The sequence below is a fragment of the Paenibacillus sp. FSL k6-2145 genome, from assembly GCF_037976585.1.
Taxonomy (GTDB): domain Bacteria; phylum Bacillota; class Bacilli; order Paenibacillales; family Paenibacillaceae; genus Paenibacillus.
The window spans coordinates 4,916,968-4,933,847 of the sequence record NZ_CP150267.1; the positions used below are offsets into that span (position 1 = coordinate 4,916,968).

A 16,880-nucleotide genomic window follows, 5' to 3' on the forward strand; every position below is an offset into this window, starting at 1 on the left:
CAAGTGGGGCTCTTGCTGTAGGTAAGGACGGGTTTAGCAGAGTGCAAACAAAATCTGTGTATTGGACAGTATACCTGGCGTGAGGAATGGATAAAAGTACCCCACCACAAAACCAAACAGATTAATCGCAGGCCACATCAGGTAGACATCATTGTATGTGAAGACAAGGGACCATCGGTTGTAGCAAAAGTAGGGCAGCGCACGTTCTTCGTTATCTCGTGGTGCCGCTGTACCAGTTTGTGCAAATTGCACAGCTTGAGTGAGGCTTTGCGGCTGTTGCTGGAGGAAGAGCGGAAGCAGACCCGGGCTGCTTTTGATCAGGTTGTATAGAAAAAGCATTTCTGCCGGAGGCTGACCTACCGGACGAGGATAGGCACTAAGTAGGGTGGGCAGATTGCCTTGAGTCAGCTGCGCAGGTACGCCCGGTGCTGTACCCGGGATTGTACCTGGAATGCCTCCGGGGATATATGGACCGGGTCCTCCGCCTGGAATGTATGGAGGATAGGAGCCTTGACCGCCAGGTATACCAGGAAACGTCGGACCACCCGGTGTGCCGCCACCTCCTGGGAACAGTGGAGGCAATTGAAAGGAACGGTCTTCTCCATAACTTAGATAAGGGTTATATTCGTAATACATGTACAGAACATCCTTCCTGTCGTCGTATTCTGCATTCAGCATATGGCGGCATCCGCCTATATGTGAGTGCCGCCAAGAAGATTGTATATGATCGCCTCGCCACATAATCGAATTGACAAGTGAACTGATAACAATTATCATTGTCAATGGAATCGGACAAATGTACATACGGATATTATATGTATCAATAATAGTTTCAATATTTTTGAACGTTGATATCTGTCCCAATACAGCCAATAAGGTTTCCATATTGAAAGGGGATAATAAATTGTTTAAGAGAAATAAAAAGATGATCCTACTTCTGATTACGGTAATGGTCATGTCCATCTGGTTGGCCGCGTGTGGAGCGAAGCCTGCAGAGAACGGAGCAGCAGGAGAGAACGATACAACAACGGAGACAGAGACACAAACAGAAGTCCCGACAGAGCGCACACTAACAGATGCTATGGGACATGAAGTAACCATCCCGGCTAATCCTGAGCGTGTCATCGCGTCTTATCTGGAAGACCATCTCGTTACACTCGGTGTTAAGCCAGCAGCACAGTGGTCCATCAACAACGGCAGTGGTTTGCAGGATTATCTGCAAAACGATCTGAATGGCATACCTGGTATTGCAAGTGACCTACCTTTTGAAGCCATGGCCAGTTTCTCACCAGACCTGATTATTATGGGTTCTGAAAGTACAGTTGAAGGGGAGAAATACGAACAATACAATAAAATTGCCCCTACGTATGTACTCGGAGATGAGGTCAACAAGGATTGGCGTCAGGCTCTGCTCAAGATCGGCGAGCTTCTGAACAAATCGGATGTAGCGCAGAAGGCGCTTGACGATTATGATGCCAAAGCAAAGGATGTCAAAGAAAAAGTAACTGCTGTTACTGGAGGAACAAAATCGGCCGCAGCGTTGTGGTTGTTCAATAACAAGTTTTATGTTGTAAGCAACAATGTTTCCAGTGGTGAAGTGATGTACAACGAACTTGGACTTGCAGAGCCTAATGTTGTGAAGGAAGCATCCGCAAAGGCAACGGGTAACTGGTCTGAGATTTCATTGGAGAAGATCGCGGAAATGGACGCAGACTATCTTTTCCTGGTGAACAGTGACAAGGGAGCAGGCTCAGAAGCGCTGAAAGATGCCGTATGGCAGAGCATCCCTGCTGTAAAGACAGGTAATGTGTTTGAATTTGAAAGCACAAGCAGCTGGTTGTACAGTGGCGTTCAAGCAAATACGCAAATTCTGCAAGATATTCAAAGCAGTATTGTGAAGTAACAACCAAACATATGCGAAACAGTCATTTGAACGCTTTGATGCCATGAGCATCAAGGCGTTTTTTGTTTTTTGAACAGATATGGATATATAATAACGAGGAAGTAACGTAAGTGAACCACGATTAACGTAACATGAGCATGGAAGGGGATATTTACATATGTATACATTGGATCCACGTGAAATAACGGGAAGAGACAATTATAAACTGATGAGTGGTTCGGTGGTACCACGTCCAATTGCTTTTGTGACGACACTTTCAGATGAGAATGGTGTAATTAATGCAGCGCCTTTTAGTTTCTTTAATGTGGTTAGTTCGGACCCACCGCTGTTATCCATATCCATTGCACGTAAAGACGGTGCCATGAAAGATACTGCACGTAATGTGCTTGCTCATCAAGAACTGGTCGTGCATATCTGTGATGAAGCAATCATAACAGAAGTGAATGAGACAGCAGCCATACTGGAACCCCACGAAAGTGAGTTAGAGCGGACAAAACTTACTACAGTGCCAAGTACCAAGGTTGCTGTGCCAGGAATTCAGGAAGCACTCATTCGGATGGAGTGTGAGCTGTATCAGCACATTCCCATCACGAATGATGAGGGCAAACCCACGAGCGACTTGCTGCTGGTACGTATTGTACAGTATCATTTCAGCGAACAAGTCTACAATCCGGACAAGGGCTATATCCTGATGGATCATTTGAAACCAGTCAGCCGACTGGCGGGTAATGATTATGCCAAGCTTGGGGAGAGATTCACGGTGATTCGACCTGAATAGTTCTGACAGATCGAATATGTAATAAGGAATGGGTTTAATCCGGTAGCAAAGGCGGACAGCACGTGCGAAACTCGCATATGTTGTCCGCCTTTGCTTGTTAATATGAACATAAACAGGACAGGTAGTGAATAGACTTGTACTATATCCTGCACATATGTCATATGAACCTATTTTATATATAGGTTGTTTAAAAAGCCTACTTTTGAACACGTACGATATAGGAGGTTAAGCCGATGAACCAGCTTGAGGCAACAACTGGGGCAAGTATTATGGGAATAGGAACGGCGTGGCCTGCCCACCGTATTGAGCAAAAGGATGTGTCTGCCCGTCTCGCACAGGCGCTGGAACATGAGCCGGATGCGAGAAGATGGGCGAAGCGAATCTTTAATCAGTGCGGTGTGGAGACTCGTTATACATGTGAACCGAATCTGCTTGAGCCTGTGGAGGCTTGCCGATATTTACCCTTTACTTCTGTGGAGGAAGTCCCGACTACAGCCGAGCGTATGGCAAAATACAAAGCTGCTGCTGTTCCACTTGGTCTGGAAGCGGCCGGACAGGCCCTTCACGATGCAGACATATCCTCCTCGGAACTTACACATCTCATTACGGTGAGTTGCACGGGGCAATTCCTGCCCGGACTTGATGTTCGGCTGATCCAGCAGCTTGAACTTTCACCGCAGATCAACCGGATTCCACTGGTGTTTCAAGGATGTGCAGCCGGTCTGAAGGCGATCCAACTGGCGAATTCCATTGTAACGACAGATCAGAAGGCTACAGTTCTCATCGTGTGTGTGGAACTATGCACACTTCACTTTCAGCCATCTGCCAAACGGGACGACCTGTATGCCGCATCGTTTTTCGGAGACGGTGCCTCTGCCTGTGTTATTGGTGCGTCCGGAACAGACCACAATGAATGTTTTCAATTAGGTCGTGGGCACTCAACGCTGCTCCCGGATTGTGCCGAAGAAATGATCTGGGAAGTGGGCAATACAGGCTTTGATCTCTACCTGTCACCACAGATTCCGAAGTTGCTTGGTTTGCATCTCGGTCCAGAGATAGAACGGTTGCTAGAGGGTAGCAGTTTACCGGAAATATGGGCGATCCATCCGGGAGGCAGAGGCATCGTGGATGCCGTTCAGAAGCTATATCAGTTGACAGATGAGCAGGTCTCCTACAGCCGAAACATCCTGCGGGATTATGGCAACCTGTCGTCCGTGACGATTCTTTTTGTTCTTCAAGCCATCCGCGAGGATTACAGACAGAAGGAAGAGCATTCCAGTGGGATAGCGCTGGCCTTTGGCCCGGGATTAACAGCAGAGTTACTTCCTTTTACATACATCCCTGCCCCCATAGCGAACAGAACACCTGTGAATCATGGTATCCAATAGTTCGCGAACCCGAGTGAAGGAGACATACACCGCAAGTGTATGAATGTGCTTATGATCTTACCGATGAACATAATCGAATGACTAATCTGATCGCAGAGGAGCTTAGGTATGGGTTATCGCAGACTTGCTGCCTTCATCAGCCGATATCCGCGGTTCATTATTCTCTGCTGGGTATTTATCATCGGGATGTCAGCGGTCTGGGCATATAAGTTACCTGATATTGTTCAAGATCACGGATTAAAACGGGTTCACGGCGATGCTCAAGCAGTTGAAGCTGTTCTGGAGGACGAATTCGGTTCTCCTGCTGATCCGGTTATTCTGGTTTTTGAGAAAAAGGAAAATACCTCGCCTTTACAGTTCCGGCAGTGGATCAAGGATCGTTTGACACAGGTTCAAGTGTTGCCTGAGGTAACATCTATCACGTCCCCTTTGGATGCTGGAGAAAGGGTGACGTTTCAAGACCATAGGGCATATGCCCTTGTGAAAATGGATGTGCCCCCGCATCAGATGGGTCCCCCACTGGAGCAGTTGCGCGCCGTGCTGGCAACAGACGGTCCAGGTACGGTGCAATTGACGGGAAAGGTAGTCGTGCAGCAGGATGTCAATCATCTGAGCTTTCGTGATCTGGAACGGGCAGAGATGGTGGGACTGCCGATTGCCCTGATCGTTTTGTGTTTTGCATTCAGGGGGCTATATGCCGCGTTGATTGCTGTCATGATGGGGATCAGTGCTGTGATTACCGCTATGGGAGTCACGTCACTCCTTGGTTATCATCTGGAATTGTCCAACTTTATCATTAATGTGATTCCCATGGTGGGCATGGCACTGAGCACAGACTTTGCCCTGATCATCCTGAGCAGGTACAGGGAAGAACTTCAGCGGGTGTATGAAGATGAAGGCAAAGCTAACGTTACGGGCAGCAGCCTGGATATGCAGAGCGAGGTTTTGCGGAGCGAGATTCTTCAGCGAACATTACGTACAGCAGGCAGAGCGGTGTTGTTCTCGGCGGCTTGCGTGCTCCTTGGGCTGCTGGGTCTGCTCTGGATCAGACTGCCGATGTTTCTGAGTGTCTCCTTGGGGGCTATTATTGTTCTGCTCCTATCGCTACTGTTAAATGTTACGCTGCTGCCAGCTCTGCTGTCACTGTCTGCGGATCGGGTCTTCAGGCGAAAGTTAGTCCATTGGTTACCCAGAAGCTCGGTCTGGCATAGATGGTCAGCAATGGTCATGAAACGACCAGTCAGTATGGCCATTGGAGGTACCGTTGTGCTGCTTCTGTGCGTCTATCCAGTGACCCGGTTGGAACTGTCTGTCCCGGATGCTTCTTCACTGCCAGAGAGAATGGAGTCCCGCCAGGCAGCAGAGCAGTTGCAATATGATCTGGGGCAAAAGGACAACTCCGCTATCGAGATTCTGATTGGCGGACAGCAGGAACGGTTGACTGCCTCACACTGGCAGATGGCCCACAACAAAGCCCGTCAACTACTGCAGGACTCAGACGTATTGAGCATTGTTTCACCATGGGGCCTATTACAGCCGAATCAAACTGGCTCGCAAAGTCTTTTTCGGATCCCACCGTCGTCGCTCACTCCTTCCATAGAAGGCAAACAGTCAACAAGGACGGCATGGCTGCGTTCAACGGTCTCTGAGCATTCCATACGATTGATAGCCACCGTGCACGGGGGGCCTGGTTCGGAACAGGTTGCAGACTGGCTTGAACGAATGAGGAATAGCGATCATGCACCAGGTTTCAACAACGTAAAAATACGTTATGGTGGGGAAGCTGCCAAGCAGTATGAAATAATGCAGGAAGTCACAAGTCAACTGCCCAAAGTGCTGGTATTTGTAGTGGTCACCAATTATCTTGTGTTACTGGCGGCATTCCGATCGATGCTCATTCCAATCAAGGCAATTGTGATGAATCTGCTCAGCTTAGCCGCTTCATTTGGCATATTGGTGTGGGTGTTCAATGAAGGACATCTGGGTATGGAGTCGTCAGCCATTGCCATTATGATTCCTGTATTCATTGCAGGATTGGTGTTTGGCATATCCATGGATTATGGTGTGTTTATGCTGAGCCGTATTCAGGAAGTGTATAGACGAACCGGAGACAGTGATGTGGCTGTCCAACAGGGATTGGCTTCTACAGGCCGTCTGGTTACCTCCGCAGCGGCAATTCTGCTTGCGGTGACCGTGCCGTTTGCTTTTGCTGAAGTCGCAGGTGTGAGGCAGTTAGGGATCGGAATCACGGCAGCGGTGTTGATTGATGTTACGTTGATTCGTCTAATACTGGTACCTGCGCTCATGAAATTAATGGGCAGGTGGAACTGGTGGCTGCCAGGTCAGATAAAATGAAGGGTATTTCCGTAACCTGTCTTCAGGTTGGAGATATCCTTTTTGGCTAGAAATCGTGTGATTCCATTCAAAACAGGCAAACATGTTCAATTCATGGCTGACCTAGATGTTCTATAATGGATGGGATTAATTCCATAAGATAGTATTTCATCTACGTTAACCTATGAAAAACAGGAGGGACACAGGCCCATGTCGGATATTGAAGCCTATCTACAACAACAAACGAATCTCCGTGGTCGTTCCGCGTATCATGCAGATCAACCCCTGGAATTATGGCGCAGTCAGTTACGTACCCGCGTGAAAGAACGGCTGGGGGGGGTTCCAACAATGGGTGCAGCACTGAATCCTGTCTTACTGGAGCGCATTACATGTGACGGATATATTCGGGAGCGGATTGAAATCACAACCTATGCAGGACTTCGCATGCCTGTGTATTTATTAATTCCAGGTGAGGGTAACGTTACCGATACTAAGAGACCTGCTATCATTGCTTGTCATGGGCATGGCTACGGTAGCCGAGAGATATCGGGTATGGAACCGGATGGGTCACCGCGGACAGGAGAGCCCGGATTACACAAGGACTTTGCAGTAGCTCTTGTGAAGCGTGGATATGTGGTTGCGGCTCCAGAGCTGCTCGGGTTTGGTGATCGAAGACTGGAAGAAGACCGCGATTCGCCACCGGGGGTAAGTTCCTGTACGAAGATTGCCGCGCATCTGCTTATGGTGGGGAAAACTCTCGCCGGGCATCGGGTATATGAAACAACACGAGTACTGGATTATATATCAACTCGACCTGAAGTGGACTCGGAGCGAATTGGAAGCATGGGCATCTCGGGCGGCGGTCTGGTGACCGCATTTACAGCCGCATTGGATGAACGGTTCCGTGCAGCTGTAGTAAGTGGTTATGCAAATACATTCCAGGGCAGCATACTGGACCGGAACCATTGTCTCGACAACTATGTGCCAGGTATCCTGCGTGAAGCGGAGTTGCCGGATCTCATTGGCCTGATTGTGCCTAGACCACTCTTTATTGAAGCCGGAAGTGATGACCAGGTGTTCCCGATCCATGCAGCGAGAGAGGCGTATGCGCGTTTGACACACATATATGAGCAGGCGGGAGCATCAGAATCATTGGATGCGGATTTCTTTACAGGTGGACATGAGATTAGCGGAGCGAAGGCCTACGACTGGCTTGATCAAGTTCTGTGAAGTTGTGGATCGTGCACCGAGTTAATTCTGATTCGAGAGGAGAATTCAGTGATGAAATGGTCAACATCGGTAAAGTTTCTGCTCTGTCTTGTTCTGTTTGCAAGTACGATGGGCATTGGTCTGGGAAGCAGTGTAGGGCAAGTCGCCGAAGCGGCAACGGACAATTACAGATTTGATTTTGGTTCGGGTGCTGTTGAGAGCGGTTACACAGGTGTGTCCGCAGGAGATGCCTATACTGCGACCAAAGGATATGGGTTCAATACACCTGCCAATATGCGAAATGTGTCTGCCTCCGGAAGCGGAGTGATGAGCGACGCTGTCCAGTTTCTGACTTACGGCACTAAGAGCACCAATACCTTCAATGTGAATCTGTCCAATGGACTATATGAAGTTAAAGTGGTCCTGGGCAATACAGCCAGAGCGAGTGTAGCGGCAGAAGGTGTATACCAGATCATCAATATGACGGGTAACGGGGCGACGGATAAATTTCAAATTCCGATAACAGACGGGCAATTAAATTTGCTCATTACGGAAGGAAAGACAGGCACCGCCTTCACACTTAGTGCACTCGAAATCCGAAAGTTATCCAATCAGACCGTTACCAACCGCACAATCTACATTGGTGGTGATTCAACAGTTTGCAATTACTATCCGCTGGGTAGCAGTGTACAAGGAGGTTGGGGACAGCTGTTTCCGTCTTATGTGAACAATGCTACCTTCCAGGTTCGAAATATGGCGTCAAGTGGTCAATTTGCGAGAGGTTTCCGCGATGATGGTCAGATGGAAGCGATTCTGAAGTATATCAAGCCGGGAGATTATTTTATTTTGCAATTCGGAATTAACGATACTAATGCCAAGAACAATACAACGGAGGCGCAGTTCAAGGAGATTATGCGGGATATGGTACGTCAGGCGAAGAATAAAGGAGCAACGGTTATCCTCTCCACGCCTCAGGGCCGGGCAACAGACTTTAATACAGCCAATGTACATCAAGCGGAGAACCGCTGGTACAATCAATCCACACGTGCACTCGCTCAGGAAGAGGGAGTCACCCTGGTTGAACTGAATAAGTTAAGTTCTGCCTATTTCACGTCCATTGGTCCAGCGGCAACACTTGGTCTGTATATGACAGGGGATAGTCTGCATCCGAATCGTCAAGGGGCTGCGGAGCTTGCACGTATTGTGGCTGCGGATCTGAGAAGACAGGGACTGAATGGATTCTGACTTTACTACTTAATCTGTCTGCATAATCAGTGCTTGATATGATCCGTGTATGAAAAATAAAAAAATACCCCCGGGAACATACCGCGAAACGAGCGGCTGATCCTCGGGGGTATTCGTTATGCCTAGGCTGGGGATTACTCCATCATATCCTTGGCTTCATGGTTCACTTTTTTCCCTTTTAACAAGGGTTCCAGTTCATCTTGCACGCTCTGCTCCCACAGTGGTACATCTGTGCGATAGGCGGCCCGTCCGTTCAGATGTCCGGCGACCGGAGCCGTGATAAATACAAACAGGATACCTAACAACAAGCGGGCACTGATATAGTTATCGAAATACCAGAAGTAGAAAAATGTAGCGCTTAATACACAGAACACACCAAGCGTCATACTTTTGGTTGCGGCATGGGCACGTAGATATACATCAGGCAGACGAATAAGTCCGAATGCACTGAGTGCACTGAGTAGTGCACCGAGCAGTACGAGTAGACCTATAGCGGTTTCAGCGGCTACTTTAACGATCTCCATCATTTTTGAATACCGCCCCCCGTTCAATATAACGTGCAAATGCCACTGTACTTAGAAAAGCCAAAATGCCAATCAGTAAGATAATATCCAGATAGGCCTGGGTTTGCAGCATCATCGACAGAACGGCAACGATGGCAATCACATTGATACCGATGGTATCCAGTGCCGTGATCCGATCAGCCATGGATGGTCCCCGCAGCACCCTGTACAAGCAACCCAGAATGGCTAAGGAGAGAATGAGCAATGAGATGAACAACAGTGAGGATAACATTAACGCGTCACCTCCATAATTGCTTTTTCGAATGTATTTTGGATATCATCTCTCATTTTCTGTTCATCCTTGATATCCAGTGCGTGAATAAACAGTTTGCGTTGATTACCCGAGATCTCAAGCGGAAGAGAACCTGGTGTCAATGAGATGAGTAAGCAGAGCAGAGTAACCTCCCAATCCGAGGACAATTGAGTTTTATACGTAAAAATACCGGGCCTTATATCTAGCTTGGGCTTGATAATCTGGCGTATAACCTCAATGCTGGCTCGCACCAGTTCCTTGAACAGCAGTGTAATCAGTTTGAAGATGGCCCAGACTCGCACAATATAAAAGCGCTGGGGGAAGAATCTGCGCATCCCCCCGATGAGAAGCAGTCCGAGCAGGTAACCTATTAGAAAACCAACACCATTCCAGGCGTTGTTCAGAAACATCCATACAAAAGCAATGATAAGATTCAGTACAATCTGAAAGGCCATAGACATCTACTCCTTCAATACGGCATCAATATAAATATTGGGATGCAGTAGAATATCGCCTGCGCGGGAGGTCAATTGGAACATGCCTTCAGCCCCCACACCCATTACGATGATGAATACAAACAGAATTCCGGCAGGAATCAGCAGGCCGTTCACCGCGTAAGGGCGTCTTGTAACCCCGGCAGGCGGTTCGCCCCAGAACGCTTGTATGAAGATACGCAGTACCGAATATAACATCAACAAGCTCGAAAGCACCGCAATGCCGGTAAGACCATACAAGCCTGCCTGCAAGCCACCTTCAAAGAGAAGCAACTTCCCTGGAAATCCACTAAATGGCGGCAAACCTGCCAAGGCAAGTGCGCTGATGAAGAACATCCAGCCGAGCAGCGGATAGCGATGGATCAGCCCGCCCATGTTATCGAGTTTGGATGTTCCGGCAACAGCGATCAAAGCACCCCCGAGCAGGAAGAGCAAAGTTTTGATCAACATATCATGCAGCATATAGAAGAGCAGACCTTCCAGTGCAGGGCGACTGGCCGCGGCCATACCAAAAGCAACAAAACCTACACCTGCGACCACGTTGTAGATGAGAATCTTGTTTACATCGCGGTATGAGATCGCACCAATGACACCCAGGACCATCGTTGCACCAGCCATCCATCCGATCAGTGCATGGAAGAAATCCGGATCATGATAGAAGATCAGTGTGAATGTTCGCACAATCGCGTACAAGCCAACCTTGGTGAGTAATCCTGCGAACAATGCAGTGACGACAGCAGGTGGTGCCGCATAAGAGCCCGACAGCCAGAAGAACAGGAACAGCCCGGCCTTGATGCTAAATACGATCAGAAAGAGAACAGCAATTAAGGTAATGACTCCGCTCTGTCCCACCTCAGCAATTTTGACGGACAAATCTGCCATGTTCAGTGTGCCAGTTATGGAGTAGAGGAAGCCGATGGAAGCGACAAAAAGAGCTGAAGAAACGATGTTAATCAAGACATATTTGATCGTTTCCCGAAGCTGTCTTTCCGTGCCTCCCAATACGATTAGTGCATAGGAAGAGATGAGCATCAGTTCAAAGCTGACAAACAAATTGAACAAATCTCCGGTTAGGAATGAACCGTTAACGCCCGCGATCAGAAAATGAAAGAACGGATAGAAGTGGTGCTCTTCCCGCTCCTTGTTCACACTGCGGAACGCATACAGCAAACACGCCAGTGCAATGATGGAAGCGGCAACGACAAGTAGCGCCGATACCATGTCCGCAACAAGCACAATACCATAGGGAGGTGCCCATCCACCCATATTAAGCGTTAGAACTCCAGTCTGAGCTACCCGCGTAATGAGTATCGTTGAGACCGCTGCTGTAAACAAAAGTCCAATGACACTAATGATCCGCTGGATATTTGTTTTTCGGAAAAATAGCAGAGCCAGAACACCTGTAATCAAAGGCAAGAGAATCGGCAGAACAACGAGATTATTCATATGGGCGCCCCCTTACTTCTTCCATATCGTCTGTTCTCAGCTTCAGATAAGAACGATAGGAGAGAACAAAGAAGAACGCAGTGAGTCCGAAATTAATAACAATCGAAGTTAGTATCAAAGCCTGAGGAAGAGGATCGACATAACGTTCAGCCATCTCCCCAAGCAGTGGTGGTGCCCCGGTTTTGAGACGTGACATGGTGATCAAGAGCAGATGCACGCCATGGGTTAGTATGGACATGCCAAGTACGATACGGAGCAGGCTCCGCGACAAGATTAAAAAGACGGCAACCGCAAACAGAATGCCAACGGCTACACACATCAATATTTCCATATCAGCGATCCTCCCCGATCTGTAGAATGATGGTCATGGTGACACCCAGGACAGCGAGATACACGCCAAGATCAAACAGCATGGCCGTGGCGAGTTCTGTCTCTCCCAGCAAAGGAAGTTCGAAATAACCGAAGGTTTGGCTGAGGAACGGGACTCCGAATATAAATGAACCCGCACCCGTAAGTAAGGCTATACCCAATCCGATTCCTGTTAGAATACGGAAGTCAACCGGTAACGCTTTGCGTATCGTATCTGTACTGAATGCCAGAGCAATCAATACGAGCGCTGCCGCTGTTACCAAGCCGCCGATGAAACCTCCGCCCGGATTGTGGTGACCTGCAAAGAAGAGGTGCATGGCAAACGTCAGTATGATGAACACAACGACCTTGGTGGTCGTTTGCAGCAATACATCATTACTTTGCAAGGGGACGGTATCCCACGAGGATGAGCTGCGTTCCCGGTTACCATACTTTTTCGTATTGTCCGCTTCATCATCCAGAGCAGGTTCGGAATCCTGACTCTCGTCCTTCTTACGGAACTTCAAGCGGGCTCCGAGATCTTTTGCTTCAAGGTTCAGATTAATCATGGAGTAGATGGATAACGAAGCAACGCCAAGCACCATAATCTCCAATAACGTATCGAAGCCACGGAAATCTACCAACAACACGTTCACGACATTTTTACCACCAGCCGAGTCATACGCTTCCTGAAGGAAAAAGGTAGAAATGCTGTCCAGTGAGGCTGTTCCGCTTGCGGCCAATGCAACAAAAGTCATCACAATTCCGACTGCAATCGCTACGATCATATTCACCGTGAGATAACTGCGGCTTGATTTGCCACGTTGAAGCTCAGGCAGATGGTAGAAGCAGAGCAGGAACAGTGCAACGGATACCGTCTCAACAATCATCTGTGTCAACGCCAGATCCGGCGCCCGGAAGAGTACAAACAGCAGAGTTACAAGGTAACCAACTGCTCCGGTCATAATGACTGCTGACAGTCTGTTCTTGGCAAAAGGAATCGAGACTGCAGCACCGATGAGCGTGACTAGCAGTACGACCTCGTAGAATGAGTAAGGTGCATTGCCCTGCAGATTCCAGGTGATATTTTCTCCTGAACGGAAGAAGGCATAGACCAGCAACGCGACCGTGAATGAGAAAATGTAAACGAGATAATTACGAACCGAGCCATTCATATAGGCTTCCGTCCATTTGCGTGCATAATGCTGAAGATTATCCAGCACGACGTGGTACATATTGTTAATTGTTAATCCTTGTGGATAATGCTCATAAATATTCCTCCATCGTGGCAACAGCTTGTAGAGAGTGATTCCGAGAATCACGACTCCGATCGTCATAATCAGTTCCGGAGTCCATCCATGCCACAGGGAGAAATGTACATCGAAGCGCTCATTCCCATTCAAGAGGGATGGAAGCACAGCGGCCATTGCCGGTTCAATCAGTGATCCGGCCAGCAGATTCGGGAAGAGTCCGAATACAATGACAAGAACACCTAGAACAACAGGCGGAATGAGCATGCCAGCGGGCGCTTCGTGCAGCTTCTCGGCAGGGATTTCGCTTTGGCTACGACCGAGGAATGTTTTGAACACGATTATAAGCGCATAGATCAGGGTAAACACACTTGCAAGCCAAGCGAATACCGGCAATAGAACACTCCAGGACCCAAGTCCAAAGATTCGTAGATTCGTGACTTCCACCATCGCCTGGAAGAATAACTCCTTGCTCAGGAATCCGTTGAACGGCGGAATACCCGCCATGGCAAGTGAACCGATCAATGCCACGGTGAATGTAATTGGCATGAATGAAGCAAGTCCACCGAGCTTCCGAATGTCACGCGTACCCGTTTCATGATCAACAATTCCTACGACCATGAACAGAGCGGCCTTGAAGGTCGCATGATTAAACAGGTGAAGCAGCGCAGCGGTTATTGCCACAGTGTACATCGCAGAGGATTCGCCATATCCGAAGTAGAGAGCAGCAGATCCAACCCCTAAGAGGGACATGATCAGACCAAGTTGAGAGATGGTCGAATAGGCAAGAATCGCTTTGAGATCGTTTTTTTTCACCGCCAGGAATGATCCATAACACAAAGTCAGAAGACCAACGCCAGTAACGAGCCAGAACCAGAGTTCCTGTCCACCGAAGATCGGTGTAAACCGGGCTACAACGTACAGTCCAGCCTTAACCATGGTGGCTGAGTGAAGATAGGCACTGACAGGTGTTGGGGCTTCCATGGCATCCGGCAACCAGATATGGAATGGGAACTGAGCTGATTTGGTGAAAGCTCCAATCAGGATCAAGATAAGTGCGGGTAGAAATAGTGCGCTTTCCTGAAACTGACCCAATCCTGCAATGGTTGCACGAATACTGAATGTTCCGGTAATGAGATACATCATCATGAATCCGGTAAGCATGGCGAAACCGCCAAATACCGTAATCAGGAATGATTTTTGTGCACCTGAAGTCGAGGCTTTACGTTTGTAATGAAATGCAATCAACAGGAATGACGTAATACTGGTCAATTCCCAGAATCCGTAGAGCACGATCATATTATCAGACAGCACCACGCCCAACATGGCTCCCATGAACATCAACAGATACAGGTAGAAACGGTTCAGCGCTTCTTTCATATCCATGTAGAAGATGGAGTAGAGAACAACGAGGACACCGATTCCGGTGATTAGCAGTGTCAACATGAGGCTCAAACCGTCCAGATACAGGTTAAATCCAATGTCCAGTGAAGGAATCCATGGGATATTTCCGGATACGGTATTGCGCTGTGACACAGCGGGTATTAGACTCGCAAAGTATACAAATAATAGTGCCGGGACAAGGAGAACCGGCCATCCCAAATGTAATTTACGGAAGAAACGATGCAGCATGGCAAGAAGAATGCCAGCGGCAAAAGGCAGAATAACAGCAACATGAAGCAGGCTCAACATTACACCCCCAATGTTTAGTATTTCGATTACTCTCTCTGTGACATACAGGCGCATGATCCTTTGAAGGATATGCTTGCTCTCTATATTCATAACCCAAGTATGTATATACAGAATCGTGTCTATTCTTTGAATGGAAGAAACACGGTGAAGATTTCAGTATAATATTGTATGGGCATGTATAATAAAAAAACACACAAGTTCCGATAAATATGAAAACGATTAGGTGACATTCCGTGTACTCTTTGCAGCATAGTTATGTTGAAAAGCAAGATGGTTTCACCGTGTAATGGAGGAAGTAATGTCATTCAAAATTAGAACTGTGCTTACAGTCATCTTTGCTGTGTTATCCTTGCTGGTTACCCTGACGATTGGGTCTATTTTTAGCCAAAAGTCATTTGTTGCTGTAGAGACTGAGATTGGTCACTCGCTTACAGGAACGGCCTCACAGGCATCGGACAAGCTGGATCGATTCATGTCCGCTCGCGCGGGTGAACTGGACCTGCTGGGCCAAATGGCTTCGTTGGAAGATGAATTCCAACCTGATGAGATTCAGATGCTGCTGGATCAGTTACAAGATAGCTTTCCCTCATTCTCATGGGTTGGATTCATGGACCCCAAAGGAAAAGTGTTAGCTGCTACGGATGGTATCTTGCTTGGGGAAAATTTATCAGAGCGACCTGTGTATCAGGAGGGAATCAAGGGTAAATTCATTGGAGATGTGCATAATGCAGTACTTCTTGCCAAGCTGCTTCCGAATCCAACGGGAGAGCCGTTGCAATTTGTCGATATCAGTTTTCCGCTGAAGGATAGCAAAGGAATGATTCAAGGTGTGCTCGCTGCACATTTAAGCTGGGAATGGGCGAAGGAAGTCGAGGAATCCGTGCTCGCCCCATTGAAAAGGGAAGAAAAAGACATTGAGTTTTTTATCGTGAGCAAAAAGGAACATACAGTACTGCTCGGGCCGAAGGAATGGATCGGTAAACCGTTGGTATTGCCCGGCATTAAAGAGGCCCAGCGCAACAAAAGCAGTTGGTCCATAGAAAAGTGGCCTGACGGTAATGAATATGTGACAGGGTTTGCCTACAGCCAGGGTCATCTGGATTATCCCGGATTAGGCTGGACTGTAGTCATTCGTCAAGTCAAGTCGACTGCTTTTGCTTCTGTGTTTGACCTGATGTGGTTTAATGTGTGGGCGGGACTTGCCGTTACCGTGCTATTTGCATTGATTGGCTGGTTTGTCTCACGTCTGATCTCTGCCCCACTTGTGCGTCTTACCAGAGTAGCCAATCGACTGCGTGCAGGGGAAGAGCTTGAGATTCCTGCGATTAAGGGGATTAAGGAGATTGAAGTGTTGTCCCGTTCGCTTCGGGATATGCTGACCTCTCTTATGAATAAAAACTCAGAGCTGGTCGTGATGCAGAATCTGGCGCATTTTGATCAGTTGACTAGACTGCCGAATCGCACTGCTCTTGAAGTGTATCTGGAGGAGTCTCTGGAGACCGAAAGTGAAAATCACACGCTGACTTTTCTCTATCTGGATCTCGATGGATTCAAACGGGTCAACGATACACTTGGGCATCAGACTGGAGATGTGCTGCTACAGAAAGTGGCCCAGCGATTGTCTGCTCTTGGTCAGGTGAAGGGTATAACAGTCCGATTGGGCGGGGATGAATTCCTGATTGTACTTCAATCTGTTGGAAATCATCCGAGGGAAGAAGCCATGGCTTATGCAGAAGCCATCATTCAAAGTCTGAACAAGCCGTTTATTATCGAATACGAGCGCATTCGAATTGGATGTAGCATTGGAGGAGCTGAATATCCAACCAACAGCGACAACCCAAGTGAGATAATCCGGATGGCGGACGAAGCTTTGTATGAGTCCAAACGTGCAGGGAAGAACAGAATGACATTTTATTCCGAGTTGAAGCAGGATCGTTAGCGTATAATAACATTAGCTGGGTTATCCCAATCACCTTT

The 16,880-nt window shown here is 48.0% G+C and carries 14 protein-coding genes; 7 read left to right on the top strand and 7 right to left on the bottom strand.

The features are described from left to right. Positions 1-33: 33 nt before the first annotated feature. Positions 34-678 carry a hypothetical protein gene (locus NZ043_RS22050; RefSeq protein WP_133384492.1) on the bottom strand — a complete coding sequence of 215 codons (645 nt, stop codon included), beginning with the start codon at positions 676-678 and terminating at the stop codon, positions 34-36. Between the two features lie 226 nt (positions 679-904). Here NZ043_RS22050 and NZ043_RS22055 point away from each other — a divergent pair, with 226 nt between their 5' ends. The 6 genes from NZ043_RS22055 (at position 905) to NZ043_RS22080 (ending at position 8,857) form a co-directional block, all read left to right on the top strand. After that, a complete protein-coding gene (locus NZ043_RS22055) occupies positions 905-1,903 on the top strand; it encodes an ABC transporter substrate-binding protein (RefSeq protein ID WP_133384493.1) in 999 nt (332 codons plus the stop codon). 157 nt (positions 1,904-2,060) lie between these two features. After that, the gene (locus NZ043_RS22060; protein ID WP_249910932.1) at positions 2,061-2,681 is read left to right on the top strand and encodes a flavin reductase family protein; all 621 of its coding nucleotides are present in this window, start codon (positions 2,061-2,063) and stop codon (positions 2,679-2,681) included. Between the two features lie 233 nt (positions 2,682-2,914). Then, positions 2,915-4,069: a type III polyketide synthase gene (locus NZ043_RS22065; RefSeq protein WP_339309233.1), complete on the top strand. Its 1,155-nt coding sequence runs from the start codon at positions 2,915-2,917 to the stop codon at positions 4,067-4,069. Between the two features lie 108 nt (positions 4,070-4,177). After that, entirely contained in the window at positions 4,178-6,424 is a 2,247-nt protein-coding gene (locus NZ043_RS22070) for an MMPL family transporter (protein WP_339309234.1), read from the top strand. 189 nt (positions 6,425-6,613) lie between these two features. After that, complete coding sequence (locus tag NZ043_RS22075) at positions 6,614-7,633, top strand: alpha/beta hydrolase family protein (RefSeq protein WP_133384497.1); 1,020 nt, start codon at positions 6,614-6,616, stop codon at positions 7,631-7,633. A gap of 108 nt (positions 7,634-7,741) precedes the next feature. Then, positions 7,742-8,857, top strand: coding sequence for a GDSL-type esterase/lipase family protein (locus NZ043_RS22080; RefSeq protein WP_339312829.1), 1,116 nt, complete (start codon positions 7,742-7,744; stop codon positions 8,855-8,857). A 134-nt stretch (positions 8,858-8,991) separates the two neighbouring features. Here NZ043_RS22080 and mnhG read toward each other — a convergent pair whose 3' ends face one another. The 6 genes from mnhG to NZ043_RS22110 are packed head-to-tail and all read right to left on the bottom strand — an operon-like array spanning position 8,992 to position 14,900. Beyond that, entirely contained in the window at positions 8,992-9,384 is a 393-nt protein-coding gene (gene mnhG, locus NZ043_RS22085) for a monovalent cation/H(+) antiporter subunit G (protein ID WP_017688856.1), read from the bottom strand. Next, a complete protein-coding gene (locus NZ043_RS22090; RefSeq protein ID WP_017688855.1) occupies positions 9,368-9,652 on the bottom strand; it encodes a Na(+)/H(+) antiporter subunit F1 in 285 nt (94 codons plus the stop codon). The genes mnhG and NZ043_RS22090 overlap by 17 nt, the downstream gene beginning before the upstream one ends. Further along, positions 9,652-10,128: a Na+/H+ antiporter subunit E gene (locus NZ043_RS22095; RefSeq protein ID WP_036608718.1), complete on the bottom strand. Its 477-nt coding sequence runs from the start codon at positions 10,126-10,128 to the stop codon at positions 9,652-9,654. Before NZ043_RS22095 ends, NZ043_RS22090 begins: the two co-directional genes overlap by 1 nt. 6 nt (positions 10,129-10,134) lie before the next feature. Next, complete coding sequence (locus NZ043_RS22100; protein ID WP_036608717.1) at positions 10,135-11,613, bottom strand: Na+/H+ antiporter subunit D; 1,479 nt, start codon at positions 11,611-11,613, stop codon at positions 10,135-10,137. Further along, a complete protein-coding gene (locus NZ043_RS22105) occupies positions 11,606-11,944 on the bottom strand; it encodes a Na(+)/H(+) antiporter subunit C (protein WP_036608715.1) in 339 nt (112 codons plus the stop codon). The genes NZ043_RS22100 and NZ043_RS22105 overlap by 8 nt, the downstream gene beginning before the upstream one ends. A gap of 1 nt (position 11,945) precedes the next feature. Then, positions 11,946-14,900: a Na+/H+ antiporter subunit A gene (locus tag NZ043_RS22110; RefSeq protein ID WP_339312831.1), complete on the bottom strand. Its 2,955-nt coding sequence runs from the start codon at positions 14,898-14,900 to the stop codon at positions 11,946-11,948. A gap of 301 nt (positions 14,901-15,201) precedes the next feature. Here NZ043_RS22110 and NZ043_RS22115 point away from each other — a divergent pair, with 301 nt between their 5' ends. Next, positions 15,202-16,842, top strand: coding sequence for a diguanylate cyclase (locus NZ043_RS22115; RefSeq protein ID WP_091031360.1), 1,641 nt, complete (start codon positions 15,202-15,204; stop codon positions 16,840-16,842). The last annotated feature ends 38 nt before the right edge of the window (positions 16,843-16,880 follow it).